Origin of the sequence: Halomonas binhaiensis (assembly GCF_008329985.2) — a bacterium.
In the GTDB taxonomy this organism is placed as follows: domain Bacteria; phylum Pseudomonadota; class Gammaproteobacteria; order Pseudomonadales; family Halomonadaceae; genus Halomonas; species Halomonas binhaiensis.
This window is the reverse complement of sequence record NZ_CP038437.2, coordinates 3,415,222-3,433,242: the sequence shown is the minus strand read 5'-3', so window position 1 is coordinate 3,433,242 and position 18,021 is coordinate 3,415,222. Positions and strand designations below refer to the sequence as shown.

The following is an 18,021-nucleotide window of genomic DNA, read 5'->3' as shown; positions in this document are numbered from 1 at the left end:
GGTCAATTCCTTGCAAGTTGATCGGTCGTGACGGTTCGATCACTGGAGGCATCGGGATCGAGCGTGATGGCGTGGTCAGTCGAGGTGTCTGGCGTCATGGTTTGGCGCGGGCCCAGCAGCCAGGGACACAGCAGGGCGCAGCACAACAGGCCCAGGGCAGCGACAAGAAAAGGGCTGGTCGGGCCGAGAAGCTGCTGAATGAGGCCAGCACAGAGGGCCGCCAGCAGGGCGCCGCCGCCCTGGAACAGGTGCAGCAGGCTGAAGTCCCTGGCGTAGCGATCGGGATGGCTGAGGCGGAACATGCGTACTTCGAGGCGCACCGTAAGCCGGAACAGTGCCCAGCCAAACAGCACGCGGCCGATCAGCAGCATGGCGATATCGCCATGGGCCTCCAGCAGCAGGCCGAGAATGCCGATCAGCAACGGGCGAACGATGGCGTGGCCGTTGTTGCCGAGCCGGTGGTCCCGCCATAGCAGCAATACGGCCAGCATGGCCGGAATGGCGAATACCACCCCAGCGAGCAGTTCACTGGGATAACCACTCAGCTCCATCCAATAGCGGGCGAGAAAGGGACGCGGCAGGGTGATGCTGAAATAGAACAGCAGCATCATGATGCCCAGCCGCCACATGGCCCGGCTTCTCGGCGGCAGGCTGGCAGGTGTTGCCGTGACCGGTGTGCTGTTCAAGGAGGCCAACCCTCGACGCAGCAGCCACACGCATACCAGCACCTGCAAGGCATCACCCGCGGCCATCAGGCGGAAGATATCGGCGGCGCTGAAGGCTTCGAGTAACAACCCGCCGGCCAGGGCGCCGACGATCCCGCCGATATGCACGACCACGGCCAGCACACCGATGATGCTGGCCTGATGCTCATCTCGGGCCATGCGCATCAGCCAGGGGTAGACCAGCAGGTAACTGGCCTTGGCCACGAACATGGCCATCGCCAGCCACCAGAAGGCGGTGAGCGATTCGACCTCGGCACAGGCCAACCCCAGCAAGCAGGCGACCGTCTGCGTGACCAATAACAGTTGCAGCGTGCCCCAGCGCTTCTCGACTCTTGCCCATAGCGGCAGTGCCAGCAACACCACCAGGGTGCTCAAGGCCAGAAAAGTGCCGACCAGCAGATCGTTTTCCACCCCGAAACGCTGGCCAAGCACCTGGGGGGCGAAAGGCAGCAGCGCAGCATCGCTGACCACGGCGATAGCGGTCACGCCAATCAAGGCAATTTGATGGCGTGTCGTACTGCCCGACAGCGTGCTGGAGAGATCAGCGCTGGGGCTCATACGGCAGTGGACTCCTGCGGTGCGAACTGCGCTTCAAGCGGTGCACCGAAGCGCTGGGCCGTGATGCTGCTCTCGACGCTGTAGGGTTCGCGTCCGGTCATGGCGCGGATGATGCAGGCATTGCGATAGGCGCCCATGCCCAGATCCGGCGCGGTCAGGCTGTGGCTGTGGATACCGACGTTCTGCACGAACAGATCACCACGTCCGCCATCGATATCGTAGAAGCGGCCCACCTCGAAGCGTCCGGCGTTGTCGAAGGCGATGCGTGAAGTGATCGGGGCCAGGAAATCGGGCAGGCGATAGCGATAGCCAGTGGCCAGCACCAGCGCCTGGGTACGATGCTGGAAGTCGTGCCGCTGTTCGCAGTGATGGAAGTTGAGCAGGTAATGGCCATCCGCATGGAGGCAGGATTCCAGGCTGGCGTTGGTGATCAGCGTCGAATCCACGGGGCCGGCGACTTCCTTGGTGTAGCGCAGGTCGTAGATGGCATTGATCAGGTCGAGGTCGATGCCCTTGTACAGGCCTTTCTGGGACTGCTGCAGCTCATCGCGCTTTTCTTCCGGCAGCGCATGGAAGTAGTCGATATAGTCCGGCGAGGTCATCTCCAGCGTCAGCTTGCCGTATTCCAGCGGGAAGAAGCGCGGCGAGCGAGTGATCCAGTCGAGCCGATAGTGGTGCTGGTCGATCTCGCCGAGCAGGTCGTGATAGATCTCGGCGGCACTCTGGCCGCTGCCCAGAATGGTGATGCTGTCGCATTGCTTAAGCGCTTCGCGTTGTTCCAGATAGCGCGAGGAGTGCACCGGTGCCGGGTCCAGGTCGCGGGTGCATTCGGGCATCCATGGCTGGGTGCCGGTGCCGAGCACCAGACGCCTAGCGTAGCGTGTTATCTGGCTGCCATCGGTACGGCGCTGGCTGTCGACGCGATAGCGCTCATGCTCAGCTTCCCATTCCACGCGTTCGACACGCTCACCGAAACGCAGGCACTCGAGCTGCTGCGTCACCCATTGGCAGTAACGGTTGTATTCCTCGCGCAGCAGGAAGAAGTTCTCGCGGATATAGAACGGGTACAGGCGCCCTGTCTGCTTGAGATAGTTGAGCACGCTGAAGCGGCTGGTGGGGTCGGCCAGGGTCACCAGATCGGCCATGAATGGCGTTTGCAGATGGGCACCTTCAATCAGCATGCCCGGGTGCCAGTCAAAGCTGTCGGCCTGATCGATGAACAGGCCATTCAGATCATCGAGCGGCTCGGTCAGGCAGGCCAGCCCCAGGTTGAACGGGCCCAGGCCGATGCCGATGAAGTCATACGTCGTGGTGCCGTCGGTGTCGTGTGTGTCGTCGATTTCGTGAGTGCTGATAGTCGTGGTCATCTTGTCTTGCATCCTTTCTGTATCGCGATTGGCGATGTCAGCCGGCCTTTCTCAACCTGTCTTTTTCAACCCAGGCTGGCCATGGCCGTATCCGTCGTTGTTGCGCTGGCGCGTGTTGCACTGCGCGGGGCATGGGGCACTTGCAGGCAGGCATAACCGTGTTCGCGAATAGCGTTGATCACCGCACGCAGATCGTCGGCGTGGGTATCGGGATTGAGCAGGGTGAACTTCAGGTAGCGCTGACCATTGACCCGGGTCGCGGCAACCAGCGCTTCGCCACTGCGTGACAGGCGGGCGCGGATGTTGTCCTGCAGGGCGTCGAGCTCGGTGTCGGCGGTCATATGCTGCGGGCGGAAGCGGAACACCAGGGTGCTGAGGGATGGCGCGACCAGTGTTTCGATGTCCGACTGCTCGCGCAGCAGCTCATACCCTTCGCCGGTCAGCTCGATGACCTGATCGAGCATGCCGCCGATGGCATCGGCGCCCATGATGCGCAGGGTCAGCCACAGCTTCAGGGCATCGAAGCGCTTGGTGGTCTGCAGGCTCTTGTTGACCTGGTCCGGTGTCCCGGCCTCGGCCTGGGCGCGGGGGTTGAGATAGTCGGCGTGATAGGTGACATAGCCGAGGTCACGACGCTGGCGGACAAGAAAGGCACTGCAGCTGACTGGCTGGAAGAAGCTCTTGTGATAGTCGATGGTCACCGAATCCGCCTGGTCGATGCCTTGCAACCGGTGACGATGCTGTTGCGATGTCACTAGGCCGCCGCCATAGGCGGCATCAACATGCAGCCAGATGCCATATTCCCGGCACAGGGCGGCGATGTCGTCGATCGGATCGATGCTGCCGAAGTCCGTGGTACCGGCAGTCGCGACCACGGCAATAGGCAGCAGGCCATCGCGCTGGCATTCTTCCAGGCATTCGCGCAGTGCCGGCGGGTCCATGCGGAACTGATCATCACAGGCCACCGGCATCACCGCCTGATGGCCAAGCCCCAGCAATGCCGCTGCCTTCTTCAGGCTGAAATGACTGACACCCGAGGCCAGAATGCGCAGGCGTGAAGAGAAACCCGGCAAGCCCTGCTGCTGGATATCGCCACCCTCGGGATGGGCAACGCAGAAGCGGTCGCGGGCGATCAGCATGGCCATCAGGTTGGACTGGGTGCCGCCGCTGGTAAACACGCCATCGGCATCCTCACCCAGGCCGAGGCGCTGAGCGGTCCAGTCGATCAGCGCCTGTTCGATCAGGGTGCCACCAGCGCTCTGGTCCCAGGTATCCAGCGAGGTATTGATCGACGAGATGATGGTTTCAGCAATCACCCCGGGCAGCACCACCGGGCAGTTCAGGTGGGCGACATAGCGAGGGTGATGGAAGTAGACCGCGTCATTCAGATACAGACGCTTGAGTTCAGCCAGTGCAGGCTCAAGCTGGCCCAGGGGAGCATCCAGATCGAGGCCGCGGAACAAGGGGCGCAGTTCTTCCGGGGTGACGCCGCTGAAGGGGCGTTCGACATCATCGAGATGCTGGTGGACCAGGTCGATGCAGCGTTGTGCCTGCGCGCGGTAGGCATCGCGGTGACGCAGGGTAAAGAGCTGGGTGTCATCCAGTGACACATCATGTTCCGGCGATGCATGTTGCCGGTCGGGGGCGATCCAGGCTGTCATCCTTGGTTGTCCTCATGTCTGGCCGGGGGAGCAAGACGGGGCCTACGTATTTCGGCGACGAATACGGGCCTCGGGACCGATCATTCACTGCAAATATAAATGCGATTGATTTAGATCCATCACATAAGACGTATCTAGGATGACTTTCTGAACCAGAAAGTTCAGAGAATTGATAGAAGGCTAAGTATTGTGAGCTGCGAGCTGCGAGCTACGAGCTACGAGCTACGAGCTACGAGCTACGAGCTACGAGCTACGAGCTACGAGCCACGAGCCACGAGCCACGAGCTACGAGCCGCGAGCCGCGAGCCGTAAGCTGTAAGCTATGAGCTATGAGCTATGAGCTATGAGCTATGAGCTTTAAGCGTTGGGGGTAGGAAGCAAAGAGTGGTAGGGCATAGAAAAAGCGCCCGCTGAAGCAGCGGGCGCAGTCACGAGGATATTTTTAAGGAAGCGCTGGATAAATCAGCCGAGCGGGATGAAGGCTATGTTCGTTCCCAACGAACAACCGCACTTCCCACATCCATGTGGGGCGCACAAGGCGGCTCCAACGCAGCATCTCCGCGCGCAGTCTCTTTTTCACTTCCTCAGAAGTCCATCGACCAGGTCAGGGTATAGGTGCGTCCACGTCCCTTGTAGTCATACAGATACTCAGGGCCGTAATAGGGTGAGTAGAACATCGCGGCACGCTGTCCCCATACGGTGGTGTATTGCTCATCCAGCAGGTTGGCGATGCCGAGGCTCAGGGTGCCTACGTCGAAGCTCTGGGCCATGGACAGGTCGAAGGTGGTGTAGCCATCGATCTGACGGTTTTCATCATCTTCCAGGTTATGGGCATGGTTGGCCTGCAGGCGGGCACTGCGCCCACTGTTGTAGTCCTTCCAGCCGACGAAGGCGGTGGCTGAAGACAGGGAGGCATAGCGGGCGTCACGCTTGACCCAATCGCCATCTTCCTTCTGCTCGGAACGTACCAGGTGCAGGGTGCCGCCGGCTTCGATGCCGTGGTCGAAGTAACGGGTCGCCGAGGCTTCGAAGCCGTAGTTGCGCTTCTTCTCGTCGATCACGCTGACGCTCAGGTCTTCATCGTTGGTCACTGCCTTGTCGGACCAGGCGTAGTACAGCGCGGCCTGGGTCATCCAGTCGGCATTGTTGAAGCGCCAACCCAGTTCCACCTGATTGGTCTTGATCGCATCCAACGGGTTGGCATCGACGCTGACTTCCGGGCTCTTGCCGTAGTACTTGGCCGGGTCCGGCAGCTCGAAGCCCTGGCTGAACTGCAGCCAGTTCTGGTTGCCGTTGCCCCAGTCGTACAGTGCGCTGGCATTGAGCAATGTGGCGTCGTAGTCGTTGCTGCCGCCGGGCACATCGCGGAAGTCGTCCACGTCTACATCCATGTGCTGCTGGCGAACCCCGGCGCCTAGGGTCAGGGCATCGGTGACATGCCAACTGCTCTGGGCGAAGGCGGAAAGGGTATCCACGTCGTAGCTTGGGTAGCGCGGCTCGGTGCGGCTTTCCTTCTGCTCCAGGCCACCGCTGGCATTGGTGGTGTCGATGTCGAAATACATCTGGTTGGCATCGAAGGATTCGCGGTCATAGTCCACGCCGTAGGTCAGCTCGACACTGTCACCCAACTGCGCATCGAACAGCGCCTTGATACCGGAGAGATCGGTATTCTGCTTCGAGGTGGCGAATTCCAGCTCATCACCGGCGGCGTAGGGGAAGGCATGGAAACTGGCTTCTTCCTCACGATGGAACGCTTGCAGGTAGAAGTTCTGGCCAAGCAGATTGGCGTGGTGATATTGCAGATTGACCATGGTGCGCTCGGTGGCCGGGGAGCGGTCCGAGGAATAGCCATCGCGGATTTCTGCGTCGTTCAGGTTGGGCACCGGGGCATCGAGATTGGGGAAGTAGACATCCCGATCGCCATCGAACTTCGAACGATACAGCTGTGCACCAAGGGTCAGGTCCTGATCTTCCGCCAGGGTAATATTGAGGCTGCCCATGATGTCGATGCTGTTGTTGTCCTGCAGGTCAGTCTGGGCGATATCCGGGAAGATCTCATCGCCGTTGCCGTCGTATTGGCGACCGTTATCCTGATAGGCCACTGCCAGTCGGCCATTGACCTTTTCCGTGCCACCGCTGACGGACTGGGCCAGGCGGTAGTCGATGTCATTGGAATCATTGAAGCCGGTGGTGATGCCTGCCTCGGTCGAGAAGTGACGGCCCGCGCCATCGCCTTTCTTGGTGATGATATTGATCAGGCCACCGGTCGCGCCGCCACCGTAGAGGCTGGTCGCACCGGAGAGCACTTCCACCCGCTCGACATTGAATGGATCGATGGAGTCGAACTGACGCGACAGCCCACGCGAGCTGTTCATGGAGACCCCGTCGATCAGCACCTGCACATCGCGGCCACGCATATTCTGGCCATAGTTGGTGCGCCCCTGGGGTGCCAGATCCAGCCCCGGTACCAGGCGGCCCAGTGCCGTCTTCAGGTCCGCCCCCGTGCGAATCTGGTCTTCGAGTTCTTCCCCTTCGATCACCCAGACCGCCCCAGGAATCTCACTGATGGCCTTGGGTGTACGCGAGCCCACCACTACAACGGTGTCTTCTGCGTAACTCGCGTGGGAGTCCGCGCTGGGCGAAGTGGAGCTATCTGTTACCTGAGTTTGGGCCAGGGCAGGCGCCGCTGCGGCAAGCAGCACGAGGCCAGTTGTCGTTCGAGTGTTCATGGTTTGCCTTGAAGATCCAGGGATATCGTTTTTTTGATGTTCTTGGAACGCGCATTTTTCAGGCATGAATTGTAACCAAAAACCAATCAGAGTGATAAAGATTTACATTCATCGACGGTTCATTACCTCAACCCCGTTCTTTCCCTTCCGGCCGGTGATGTGTGTAAAAGCGAAAACTTCTCCTGGATGCTTTGGTCTGAGTACCTGTCGTTCATCAGATGGAGAAGCTCATGACCAAAGTGCGCATACTGCAACAAGGCACGATTCACTGCTTTCCCGCCGGACTGAAGGACAGTGAGGGTAATTACGTCAATGTCGAAGTGTCGGCAGTGGCGTATGACGGCAAGAGCCTGATGCTGGCCAGCGACAAGCCGATTCCCGGAGAAGGGCGCTCCGCCGTGTTCAAGCTGCCACTCGACAGCAGCGGGCCGGACGACTCCCGGCTGGAATATCTGACCCAGGCGAAGATCAAGCAGGCGGAAAAGTATGAGGACTTCGCACTGACCACCAACGGTCGCTACATGATTGCCACCACCGGCTTCGATCGTATCGACGATCATTCCCACGACCTGAACGACTATAACCATCTGTTGATCTGGCCGGTTGGTGAGCCGGAGAAAGTGCAGGTGGTCGACCCTGACCCGCGCGACGGTGTGGAAGGATCACTGGAGCTGCGCCGCAAGATGACCGGTGCTGTGGGTGATCCCTACTACAAGATCGAAGGCCTGGCGGCTATTCCCAGCGACAAGGGCGATGGCCTGTTGCTGTTCGGTATTCGCGAGCAGGGTAATGCGCACGACGACTTCGCCTATCAGCGCCGCGTTATCGGCGCTCATTTCATTATCAATGATGACCACAACCTGGAATTCATCGATGCACTGCACGACGTGTACAGCTTCGACCCCGATGAGCATGCAGGCGTGCGCTACGAGTGTGCCTTGTCGAGCATCGAGTACGATCCCTATCACGGCCGGATCTATCTGCTGACCAGCTTCGAGATAGAAAACGACGGCGAGGAAGTCATCGGCGGTTACCTGTGGGCGATGTCGCTGGAAGACTTCCATGAAGGCAAGGATCCCACCCTGGTGACGCTGGAAGACGGCACCCCGCTTGAGTTCGAACACAAGGCGGAAGGCCTCGCAGTGCTCGACAGAGAACGACTGTTCGTCGCTTACGACAACGACCGCAACCACCAGCTCGGCAGCGTCGACGAGCGAGATGAGCGCCACTCCTGCGAAGCGCTGTACACCATCCTCGGCTTCGCCTGAACCCTGTGTGAGCTGAAGAGAGAGCCGGGTGCCTTGTGCAAGATAAGAAAAGTTGCCGGATCATGACCTTGCACACTGGAAGCGCCAGGCAGCTTTGGGTATTATATCGCCCGCGTCGAGTTGCCAGGCTGATCAAAAACCTGGCAACCACCGCACCTTCCTCGCAAGACGGGCCTATAGCTCAGTTGGTTAGAGCAGGGGACTCATAATCCCTTGGTCGCTGGTTCGAGTCCAGCTGGGCCCACCAATAAAATCAGTATCTTACGAATTTTCTCTGGTGAGTCCCATAGTCCAAGGGTACAGTTTCGGTACAGTACCGATTCTTCAGTCCCCTGGAGATTTTCATGGCCACCATCGTCAAGACCCCCTCTGGTAGCTGGAAAGCCGTCATTCGCAAGACCGGCTGGCCCACTACCGCCAAGACCTTTCGTACCAAACGTGATGCTCAGGACTGGAGCCGTCGCACCGAAGATGAAATGGTTCGTGGCGTCTATATCCAGCGCAGTGCCTCGGAGCGCATGACGCTCGAAGCCGCCCTCAAGCGCTACCTGGCCGACGTCACCCCTACCAAGAAGCCCAGCACTCAGAAGAGCGAGCGCCACAAGGCCACCACGCTGATCGAGCACCTGGGCAAGTACTCTCTCGCGGCGCTGACGCCGGAGCTGATCGCCAATTTCCGTGATACCCGCGTGAGCAGCATTGGTCATCGTGGCCAACCCATCAGCCCCAATACGGTACGCCTGGAGCTCGCCCTGCTCGGCCACCTCTACACCGTGGCCATCCAGGAATGGGGGCTGGGCCTGACCTACAACCCCGTTCAGAACATCCGCAAACCAAGCCCCGGGGAGGGACGTGACCGGCGCCTGAGTGTCGACGAGGAGAAGCGATTGTTTGCCGTGCTGCGACAGCACAGCAACCCCATGCTGGCCTGGATCGCTAGAATCGCCCTGGAGACGGGGATGCGCTCCTCAGAGATCCTGACCCTCACTCGCTCACAGGTCGACGTGAAACGCCGCGTGGTGCGCCTCACGGACACCAAGAACAACGAAGCCCGTCTAGTGCCGCTGACCCAGGCCGCCACCGAGGTATTCAAGCAGGCACTGAACAACCCGGTGCGCCCGCTCAACTGCGATCTGGTGTTCTTCGGTGAGCCTGGCAGGGACGGAAAGCGCGGCCCCTATGCCTACACCAAGCTCTGGAACCAGGCGAAGAAGCAAGCAGGGCTCGATGACTTTCGCTTCCACGACTTACGCCATGAGGCCGTGAGCCGGCTGGTAGAGGCAGGACTATCCGATCAGGAGGTCGCCGCGATCAGCGGGCACAAGTCGATGCAGATGCTGAGACGGTATACGCACTTGAGAGCCGAGGATTTGGTCGTGAAGCTGGATAGACTAAGGGAGGTCTAATACATTAATAGCTTGAGAAAACTAGGCAGAACGATCAGGCGGATTCCGACCCTGAGCGGCTATGTCGGCGAAAGCGGCATGTTGGTTCAGCCGAGTTATGAAGCCGGCACAATAATATATGTTATGCTTCCTATTTATACTTAGTTTATTATAATTTCAATGGGAGAGATCGTGAATGATAGGCGGTATAACCTGAATGAACGCGCTGCCGGGTTCATTGACGTTATGTCGAGGGGCGTATAATCACTGTTAGCTGAAAAAAGGAATCAGTAGTGGAAACCTACTCTGTGGATATTAAAAAAGACGATGAAGGCTATTTGGGTAGAGAGTGCCCCGAGTGCGAAAAGTACTTCAAGATAAAGCCGGGTACAGGTATCCCTGATTTCTCCGATTGTTATTGCCCCTATTGTCAACACTTGGGGCCGCAAGACCATTTTTGGACAAAACAGCAGATTGAGTATGCTCGGTCGGTTGTTCTTAATAAGGTTTCTGGCGATCTTCTCAAAATGATGAAGAAGATGGAGACGAAACCAAAAAAGAATCAGCTGATCTCTATTGGCATAACCGTAAAGGGAAGGCCAACTCCCATTACCTACTATTCTGAAAAAGAACTTGAAGAAAAAGTCGAATGTAAAAACTGCACCTTGCAGTATGCTATCTATGGTGCGTTCGGGTACTGTCCTGATTGTGCAGAGCACAACTCACAACAGATAGCCGAGGCAAATTTTGATCTGGTCATAAAAATACTTGATCTGGCTAAAGAAGCGCCATCAGATATAAAAAGCAAGCTAATTGAAAATGGGCTGGAGGACTGCATTTCAGCGTTTGATGGATTTTCACGAGAACGTTGTCGTGACCGATATCCTAAGCTGTCTTTTCAGAATATTTACGTAGCCAGGAAAAAGCTCGATGAATCCGGAATTAATATTGCTGAAGGTCTCGATAGCACCGAGTGGGAGTTCGTCGTAAAGCAGTTTCAAAAACGCCATCTTCTAGCGCATAAAATGGGTGTAGTTGATGAAGAATACATAAAGAAAACGGGCAGTCACCCAGACCAGTTGGGGAAGAAAGTTTCAATTACTGAAAATGATGTTATCTCATTGATAGGCCACCTTAAAGTAATTGTCTCGAATCTTTCGAAACATGTGCAGCGCAGCTAACAAAGCGTTGCACCGGACAAGCCGGTGAACGCGGCGTTAGTTGCTTGGAGTATAAATGGAAATATCAAAGAAAAAACAGAAGCAAATTAGAGCGTTAGTGGAAAAGTGCAAATCCAAGCAAGGAGAATATCTCCCAGCACATCACGGTTCTGGAAGTTGGGCTACAACTTACTCTACCGAATTTATCAACAGTGCTTGCGAATTGTACATTTTATTCCAAGATCTTGAGCTTGGTGACCCTTTATATTTGCTTTCCATCAAATTTCGATCTGCGGGTATCCGTTCGTGTCGAGGGACTGAGTTTCACATAGATCGAGTTGAGTATTTATATAAAACTCATCTTCGTCACCGAATTGAAGAAATGCGTGCAAAGAAAAAAAAGAAACCAGTTTGCAATAAAGTTTCTTGTCCATACTGCGCCAAAATGGTGGTTGATCTTACCCAGCATGTAAGTCAGTCGCATCCTGAGTCATGGAACCAATTTTTCGTTCAGAATAGCATAGACCTAAAAGGTAAAACTAGATGTTTCTCGTGTGGCTCATTCCTGAAAACAATTGAGGGACATAAAGAAAAATGCTTACGAACACTTGAGGTTTGCAACTAACACAGCGTTTAAGACGGATTCCCAACGCTTGGCATTTTCGGTTTGCTTTGAATTTAATTTTTACGGCACAATGGTTTAGGTTTAGTGGTAGCGTTACTCACCACTTAACGCGGCGTTAAATGCACAGGAAGATAAGCTCCATGGATCAAATAGATTTTCATGCTCTCGATGATACTCAGAAGAAATTTATGTTAGAGGTTGCTTTGGGTAACAAAGGGACATGTGTTTCAGTTTCTGGAGGTATGTGCGGAGAGATTTATGTCTTTGATCAAGGTGAAAATGTATTACCTAGGTATGTATGTGCGAAAATACCGAAACCTCTTAAAAACGCTTCCATTCAGGAAACGAATAAAAGGTTTGTCAATGAACTAAAGAATCAGCTTTCATATAACCACCAGATGTTTGTTCATTGGGCATTTGATTTCATTGAGGTTCATGGAAGCCCTGTGGCACTATTTCGTTATTGGGGAAGTGACCTTGATAAGGTGATACGAAAGCCTGAACTTTCTAGCGTGACCGAAAAACTTTCAATAATGGTTTATGCTTGTAGTGGCTTGAGCCACTGCTATAAGAGCGGTCTAGTAGCACATCAAGATTTGAAACCTGCTAATATTTTTCTGAGGGACGTAAAAAACGAATTTCGTGATTTACCTGATCTAGATATCTATAACGTGGCTCTAATCGCTGATTTCGGTCTAGCTAATGCTTTTCAAGACTCATCTGTCTTCGGTGGTTCTCGGCCTTATATGGCTCCAGAACAGTGGAGTGAATCTGAGCTTTCACCTAAAACAGATGTATTTGCGCTGGGGGTCATTCTCTATGAGCTAATGAGTGGAGGTTTCCATCCGGTTGGCATAAAGCTCAACGATTATTGGCCTCGACCAGTTGAGGCTTATAGTAAAAAGTGGACTAAAGCTGAGGTTTGGAAAAAATGGGCAAAGACCGCAAGTATAAATTTTGAAGGAGTATCTCCTATAGAGCCTGAGGTCCAATCTCTTGTTCTTGATATGCTCTCAGTTGATCCCTCTGATAGGCCATCTATTGAGGAGGTCAAGATAGCACTACTTGATATTGTTAAGCGTGAATCACAAGAAAGCTTTGTTCAGCTAGAATTCCTTGTCAATTACTTTGAACAAAAGGCATCGACAGAACCATTAAAAAACAGATGGCCATATTTGTGGGAAAGATGGGGTCAGTTTCAAACAAAATTTGAAAAGTGCATTTAACAAGTTACTGCGCGCGGATAAATTGCTCGCTACACTTGCAATTTTCCGGTAAGAAAAGCGTTATATCAGAGGCGACTAAAAAACAGCTTCTGGTCGATACCAGAATTTTAAGTTATGGGCGTTATGTAGCGTGTAGTATGTTGTAGTAGTGTACAACATACTACATTTGTTGAAAGGTGATCATCTCTTCAGCAATGAATAGGGGAAATTTAGCGGCTAAAGTTTCCTCTGCTTTTCTGGTGTGAGCTCAGTGGTACGCATACTCAATGCCATCTTCACTCTCATAACAGTTCTCATGCTAGTCATACTTTTTCAAGTGCTCATGTGCTTGAAATATTGTGGTTATAAAAAATGCCCCTCAAGTGTCAATGAAATTGCAGTGACTAAATATTGTTCTTAAGAAAACCCGTTCAAGCCGTTTGTTAGCGCTTGATGGAGATGGTCTTTTTTATTTTCACATGAACTTTTATTTCTTAACCAAGGCCTTTGATGAAGTATAGATAAACTTTTAATCTGGTGTTTAGCTATACTTTTAAAAATAACAATAAAATGTTGAAAGTTTTTTAAAGATAACGTAAACATTTAAAGCGAAGCCTTTAATTGCGTTATCTGGAGATGGTTATGACAACCGAAGAACAGTTGCTTGAGCGTTATGGTCCGCTGCTTTCCCTAACCGATTTATCGGATTTATTGAAGCGTAGCCCCGATGGCCTACGAATATCGTTGCAGAGCCAGTCAGAGTTTGCCGTGAAATGGAATGCCGCCAAGAGGAAGGTTGGACGGCGTGTCTATTTCCGTGCAACTGACGTTGCTGGACTGATTGACGAGTCCTGAGGGGGAACTGTGGACGATACCGCCATCATCCGTCGTCGGGTGCGATCAAACTTCACGACGCTCAATAATGAGTTGATTCGGGATCGGCGAATTTCCTGGAAAGCCTTAGGCATTCTGGTGTTTGTGCTTTCTCTGCCAGATAACTGGCAGCTCAGGCTATCCCACCTTTCAAAAGAGAAGGAGGTTGGCTCTGGTCGAGATGCTACGAGAGCGGGGCTTAAGGAACTTCAACAGGCCGGGTATCTGTGCATTCAGCGGGAGCGTGGTGAATGTGGGAAGTTCGTGCGCACCGCATGGTTAGTCACTGACCGACCAGGCGACTTTGAGCTTGATCCACCACGTTCGGATTTTCCGAATGCGGTTAACCCAACTCCGGATAGTCCGTAGTCGGAAAATCCAACACTACTAAGTAAAGAGGCTACAAAGTACTAAGCCTAGTAAGTACTTAGGTAGTAAGTAGATGAACGGCATTCGCCGTGTTTTTCACGCCAAGGAAGAAAGCCCAACCACGTCAATTGACATGCAGTAAGCCAGTAAGGTGGAAGAAATGGTCTGCGTGGCAGCGATGTTGACACTTGAGGGGCAGTACTTCTGGTTCATTGACATTTGAGGGGCAGTGCGGAAACCGCGTGGAAAGCTGTGTATTTAAATGTGGGAAGCGCACGGACACCGCTATGGGTAAATCGCTGTTAGATCGCTGCTTTACCGCTTCTGGAGTGCAGCATTATCGCCGTAAGTGTCGACTTCATCAGGGGGCGAGACCGTTTGTCACGGATGCACAGGAAAAAACAGACACGTGCAATGAAATGCAGAGAAATAGCGATGCTTTGCACACGGCGTACCTACAAGAATCAACGCTGAAGTGCGGGCAGGATGTGTGAAGTAGTCCCACCCCGCAAGCGTGGTGTTCCTCTTCACTGGTCCTTATTCGCACCTGCGGTGCTCAACGAAAATTCTGCTCTGCAAGGCATGGCATCTGAGATAGGAGCTGGCATGAGTGAGAAGCAAAGAGTGACACGGAAGAACAGCACTCCGCTCAAGGTGTACTGCCTTCCGGAAGAGAGAGAACTGATTGAATCCAACGCCAGGCAGGCAGGGCTAAGCGTTGCTTGTTATCTGCGCGAAGTGGGGCAGGGCTATCAGGTCAATGGCGTTATGGACTACGAGTATGTCCGCGAGTTGGTTCGTGTAAATGGAGACATGGGTCGTTTGGGAGGATTACTGAAGCTCTGGCTGACAGATGACGTGAGAACAGCTCACTTCGGGGCGGCTACCATCCTAAGCCTGCTCGGAAGGATCGAAGCCACTCAGGAGGAAATGAGTCAGGTGTTGAAATCCGTGGTACAGCCAAGGGCCAGGTCGTGATTTTTTTAGCCGCTAAAATGTGGGGCTGGCACTCATGATCGCCAAACACGTCCCCATGCGCTCCCTGGGCAAGTCAGACTTTGCTGGTCTGGTCAACTACATCACCGACGAGCAAAGCAAGGAGCACCGTCTTGGCGCGGTACGGCTGACCAACTGCGTGGCGTATTCGGTCCAGGATGCCGTCAGCGAGGTACTAGCGACCCAGTTCGGTAATACCCGAGCGAAGAGCGACAAGACCTATCACTTGATTGTCAGCTTCCGGGCTGGGGAACAGGTTGAGGCCGATACCCTGGTGGCCATCGAGGACCGTATTTGCAAGGGGCTGGGCTTTGGAGAGCATCAGCGCATTAGCGCCGTTCACAACGATACCGATAACCTGCACATCCATATCGTCGTCAACAAGATCCACCCTACGCGCAACATCATCCACGAACCCTACTACCCACACCAGACCCTGGCCGAGTTATGCGAGGTCATGGAACGGGATTACGGGTTGCAGCAGGACAACCACATGCCGCGCCGACGCGGAGCCGAGGCCCGAGCGGCCGACATGGAGCGTCATGCCGGTATTGAAAGTCTGATCGGCTGGATCAAGCGCGAGTGCCTGGACGACATCAAAGCCGCGCAGTCTTGGGGCGGACTGCACCAGGTCATGCGTGACAACGGCTTGGAACTCCGGGCGCGGGGGAATGGGCTGGTTATCGTGGCGGGTGATCACGCAGTGGTCAAGGCGAGCACCTTGGGGCGGGAATTCTCCAAACCGAAGCTGGAGGCCCGTTTCGGCCCGTTCGAGCCTGACCAGGCGCAACAGGCCAAACCCCGCCGCCAGTACCGCAAAGACCCGGTACGGCTGCGCGTGAACACTACTGAGCTTTACGCCCGGTTCAAGTCTGAACAGCAGAGCGCCGCAGCCAACAAGACGGCGGCCTTGGACAAAGCCCGGCGGCAGAAAGACCGTCGGATTGAGAACGCCAAGAAGAAGGGCAAGGCCCGGCGGGCGGCCATCAAGCTCACCAGCGGCAGGCTGACCAAAAAGGTGCTGTATGCGCAGGCTAGCAGCGCCCTGAAAGCCGACATTGACGCGATCCAGAAGCAGTACCGGGAGGAACGTCAGGCGATCCATGAGGACCACGGACGCCGCTCTTGGGCCGACTGGCTAAAACGGGAAGCCTTGCAGGGCGATATCGAGGCTCTGGCCGCGTTGCGAGCCAGAGAGGCCGCCCACGGCCTCAAGGGCAACACCTTGAAAGGTGAGGGACAGGCGAAGCCCGGCCATACGCCGGTGATCGACAACATCACCAAGAAGGGCACCATCATTTACCGGGCCGGAGCCAGCGCCGTGCGCGACGATGGCGACCGGCTCCAGGTGTCCAGGGAGTCCGACCAGGCAGGCATCCAGAAAGCGCTAAGGATGGCGATGGAACGCTACGGCGAGCGCATCACCGTGAACGGTTCGCCGGAGTTCAAAGCGCGGGTGATCAAGGCGGCAGCGGATGGACAGTTGCCTATCCGGTTTGCGGACGCCGGGCTGGAACGTCGCCGCCAAGCCTTGGCGAACGGCGAGAACATCGCCCCGGCCAAGACCCGAAGCAAACGGGCGGGAGTGCCGCCCATCGGTCAGCCGCCAACCCCGGTGCGCCGGAACCGGCTTCAATCGCTATCCCAGGCCGATGTGCTTCACCTTGAGGGACAAGCGGGCAAGACTCCGGCACCGCCCCTACAGGGGCCGAGCGAGCAAGAGCGCCGCAAAGCCAAGTTACGGGCAGAGATGGACGCCAAAAGGGCAAAAAGACAACAGAAGGGACGTTCACTATAGTGCTTTCCCTTTGGAAGGCGGCAACAAACAGTAGATGCGATTAACCCTTGGGAAGCCTAACCGTTCCCCAGGACAATGACACCGATGTTCAACAACCATTGGCCGCGCGTTCTGACGGTGTCGCGCAGGTCGGACGCCGGGATAGTAAGTGACGAGCTATCCCTGTAGAGGTCCACACTTCACCGCTGGGTTCTCCGGCAGGGGTAGTGGCTCGCAATCTTCATGAGCGAGCCGCTACAGGTTGGTGAGTGCAACTTAGTCACGATGAAGCTAAGAGCACTCAATCATGAGAAGAGAAAGAATTTTAGCGGCTAAAATTCCTGTCGCGGTCATGTCCTTGGCGTTAACCGCTTCCATGCCTGCCCAAGCGGGCATCCCTGTCGTCGACGGTACCAACCTGCAGCAAAACGTCATGACGGCGATGGAGTCCGTCTCTCAGACTCTCAAGCAGATCGAGCAGTACCAGACGCAGTTGCAGCAGTATGAAAACCAGTTGCAAAACACCATGGCTCCAGCGGCCTATATCTGGGACAGGGCACAATCCACGATTAATGATCTGATCCAAGCCACCAATGCGCTTCAGCATTACCAGAACCAGCTCGGCAGCCTCGATGCCTACCTAGGCAAGTTCCAGGACGTAGCGTATTACCGGAGTTCTCCCTGCTTTAATGGCGGCGGTTGCACGGATGCCGAACGTGCAGCGATGGATGAAAACCGTCGCCTGGCGTCTGAATCGCAAAAAGCGGCCAACGATGCGCTCTTCCGAGGGCTGGATCAGCAACAGGATAACCTGGCGTCTGATGCTCGACAGCTTGAGCGTTTGCAATCCGCCGCCCAGGGCGCGGATGGCCAGCTTGCCGCCATTGGTTACGCCAACCAGCTCGCCAGTAACCAGGCTAACCAACTCCTGCAAATTCGCAGCTTGCTGATTGCTCAGCAGAACGCTGAAGCCGCCCGTCTCGCCGCCGAACTGGATGCTAACGCCAGAGGGGAAGCACGGGAACGGCAGATGCGTACCTGGAATTACCAACCTAGCGCAGCAGATCGCTATTAAGGAGGCCGCGATGAAGAAGATCATCCCACTTGTGGCAGCTGTTGCCTTGGTAGGTTGTGAGCAGGAAATGGTACCAGAGGCGAGTGCGATCACGTGCGCGCCAGTTGCCTTTCAGCAGACTATCAGCGAGCTAAGCCGGGAATCTAACCGAAAAGCCTTTACTGAAGCCTGCCGGTCGTTCGAGAAGGCCCAACGCATGCGGGAATGGGAGTTTGAACCCAGCTCCCCCGACAGATATTGAGGGAGGG

General features: G+C 55.2%; 14 protein-coding genes and 1 tRNA gene. 11 read left to right on the top strand and 4 right to left on the bottom strand.

The features are described 5' to 3' along the window. Positions 1-2: 2 nt before the first annotated feature. The 4 genes from E4T21_RS15045 to E4T21_RS15030 form a co-directional block, all read right to left on the bottom strand. Positions 3-1,283, bottom strand: coding sequence for an MFS transporter (locus E4T21_RS15045; RefSeq protein ID WP_149285835.1), 1,281 nt, complete (start codon positions 1,281-1,283; stop codon positions 3-5). Continuing rightward, positions 1,280-2,650 (bottom strand): lysine N(6)-hydroxylase/L-ornithine N(5)-oxygenase family protein, encoded by a 1,371-nt coding sequence (locus tag E4T21_RS15040; protein ID WP_149285834.1) that lies wholly within the window; start codon positions 2,648-2,650, stop codon positions 1,280-1,282. Before E4T21_RS15040 ends, E4T21_RS15045 begins: the two co-directional genes overlap by 4 nt. Before the next feature lie 65 nt (positions 2,651-2,715). Next, entirely contained in the window at positions 2,716-4,311 is a 1,596-nt protein-coding gene (locus E4T21_RS15035) for a pyridoxal phosphate-dependent decarboxylase family protein (protein WP_149285833.1), read from the bottom strand. Positions 4,312-4,895: 584 nt separating this feature from the next. Beyond that, the gene (locus E4T21_RS15030) at positions 4,896-7,040 is read right to left on the bottom strand and encodes a TonB-dependent receptor (protein WP_149285832.1); all 2,145 of its coding nucleotides are present in this window, start codon (positions 7,038-7,040) and stop codon (positions 4,896-4,898) included. Between the two features lie 230 nt (positions 7,041-7,270). Between E4T21_RS15030 and E4T21_RS15025 the strand changes: the two genes are divergently transcribed. The 11 genes from E4T21_RS15025 to trbK all read left to right on the top strand — a co-directional run bounded on the left by E4T21_RS15025 (position 7,271) and on the right by trbK (position 18,014). Further along, positions 7,271-8,308: a hypothetical protein gene (locus E4T21_RS15025; protein WP_149285831.1), complete on the top strand. Its 1,038-nt coding sequence runs from the start codon at positions 7,271-7,273 to the stop codon at positions 8,306-8,308. Positions 8,309-8,478: 170 nt separating this feature from the next. Then, positions 8,479-8,555, top strand: a tRNA-Ile gene (locus tag E4T21_RS15020). A 97-nt stretch (positions 8,556-8,652) separates the two neighbouring features. Next, positions 8,653-9,714 (top strand): tyrosine-type recombinase/integrase, encoded by a 1,062-nt coding sequence (locus E4T21_RS15015; RefSeq protein WP_149285830.1) that lies wholly within the window; start codon positions 8,653-8,655, stop codon positions 9,712-9,714. Between the two features lie 272 nt (positions 9,715-9,986). Then, positions 9,987-10,874 (top strand): hypothetical protein, encoded by an 888-nt coding sequence (locus E4T21_RS15010; protein WP_149285829.1) that lies wholly within the window; start codon positions 9,987-9,989, stop codon positions 10,872-10,874. A gap of 744 nt (positions 10,875-11,618) precedes the next feature. Beyond that, complete coding sequence (locus E4T21_RS15005; RefSeq protein WP_149285828.1) at positions 11,619-12,704, top strand: protein kinase domain-containing protein; 1,086 nt, start codon at positions 11,619-11,621, stop codon at positions 12,702-12,704. A 621-nt stretch (positions 12,705-13,325) separates the two neighbouring features. Beyond that, entirely contained in the window at positions 13,326-13,538 is a 213-nt protein-coding gene (locus tag E4T21_RS15000) for a DNA-binding protein (protein ID WP_149285827.1), read from the top strand. Between the two features lie 9 nt (positions 13,539-13,547). Continuing rightward, on the top strand, positions 13,548-13,925 hold the full coding sequence (locus E4T21_RS14995) for a hypothetical protein (protein ID WP_149285826.1): 378 nt from the start codon (positions 13,548-13,550) through the stop codon (positions 13,923-13,925). 606 nt (positions 13,926-14,531) lie between these two features. Further along, the gene (traJ, locus tag E4T21_RS14990) at positions 14,532-14,903 is read left to right on the top strand and encodes a conjugal transfer transcriptional regulator TraJ (protein WP_149285825.1); all 372 of its coding nucleotides are present in this window, start codon (positions 14,532-14,534) and stop codon (positions 14,901-14,903) included. A gap of 34 nt (positions 14,904-14,937) precedes the next feature. Then, positions 14,938-16,719 (top strand): TraI/MobA(P) family conjugative relaxase, encoded by a 1,782-nt coding sequence (gene traI, locus E4T21_RS14985; protein WP_149285824.1) that lies wholly within the window; start codon positions 14,938-14,940, stop codon positions 16,717-16,719. A gap of 286 nt (positions 16,720-17,005) precedes the next feature. Further along, positions 17,006-17,773 carry a P-type conjugative transfer protein TrbJ gene (gene trbJ, locus E4T21_RS14980; RefSeq protein WP_149285823.1) on the top strand — a complete coding sequence of 256 codons (768 nt, stop codon included), beginning with the start codon at positions 17,006-17,008 and terminating at the stop codon, positions 17,771-17,773. A gap of 10 nt (positions 17,774-17,783) precedes the next feature. After that, positions 17,784-18,014, top strand: a complete 231-nt coding sequence (gene trbK, locus E4T21_RS14975; protein ID WP_016416854.1) for an entry exclusion lipoprotein TrbK — start codon at positions 17,784-17,786, stop codon at positions 18,012-18,014. Positions 18,015-18,021 lie beyond the last annotated feature (7 nt).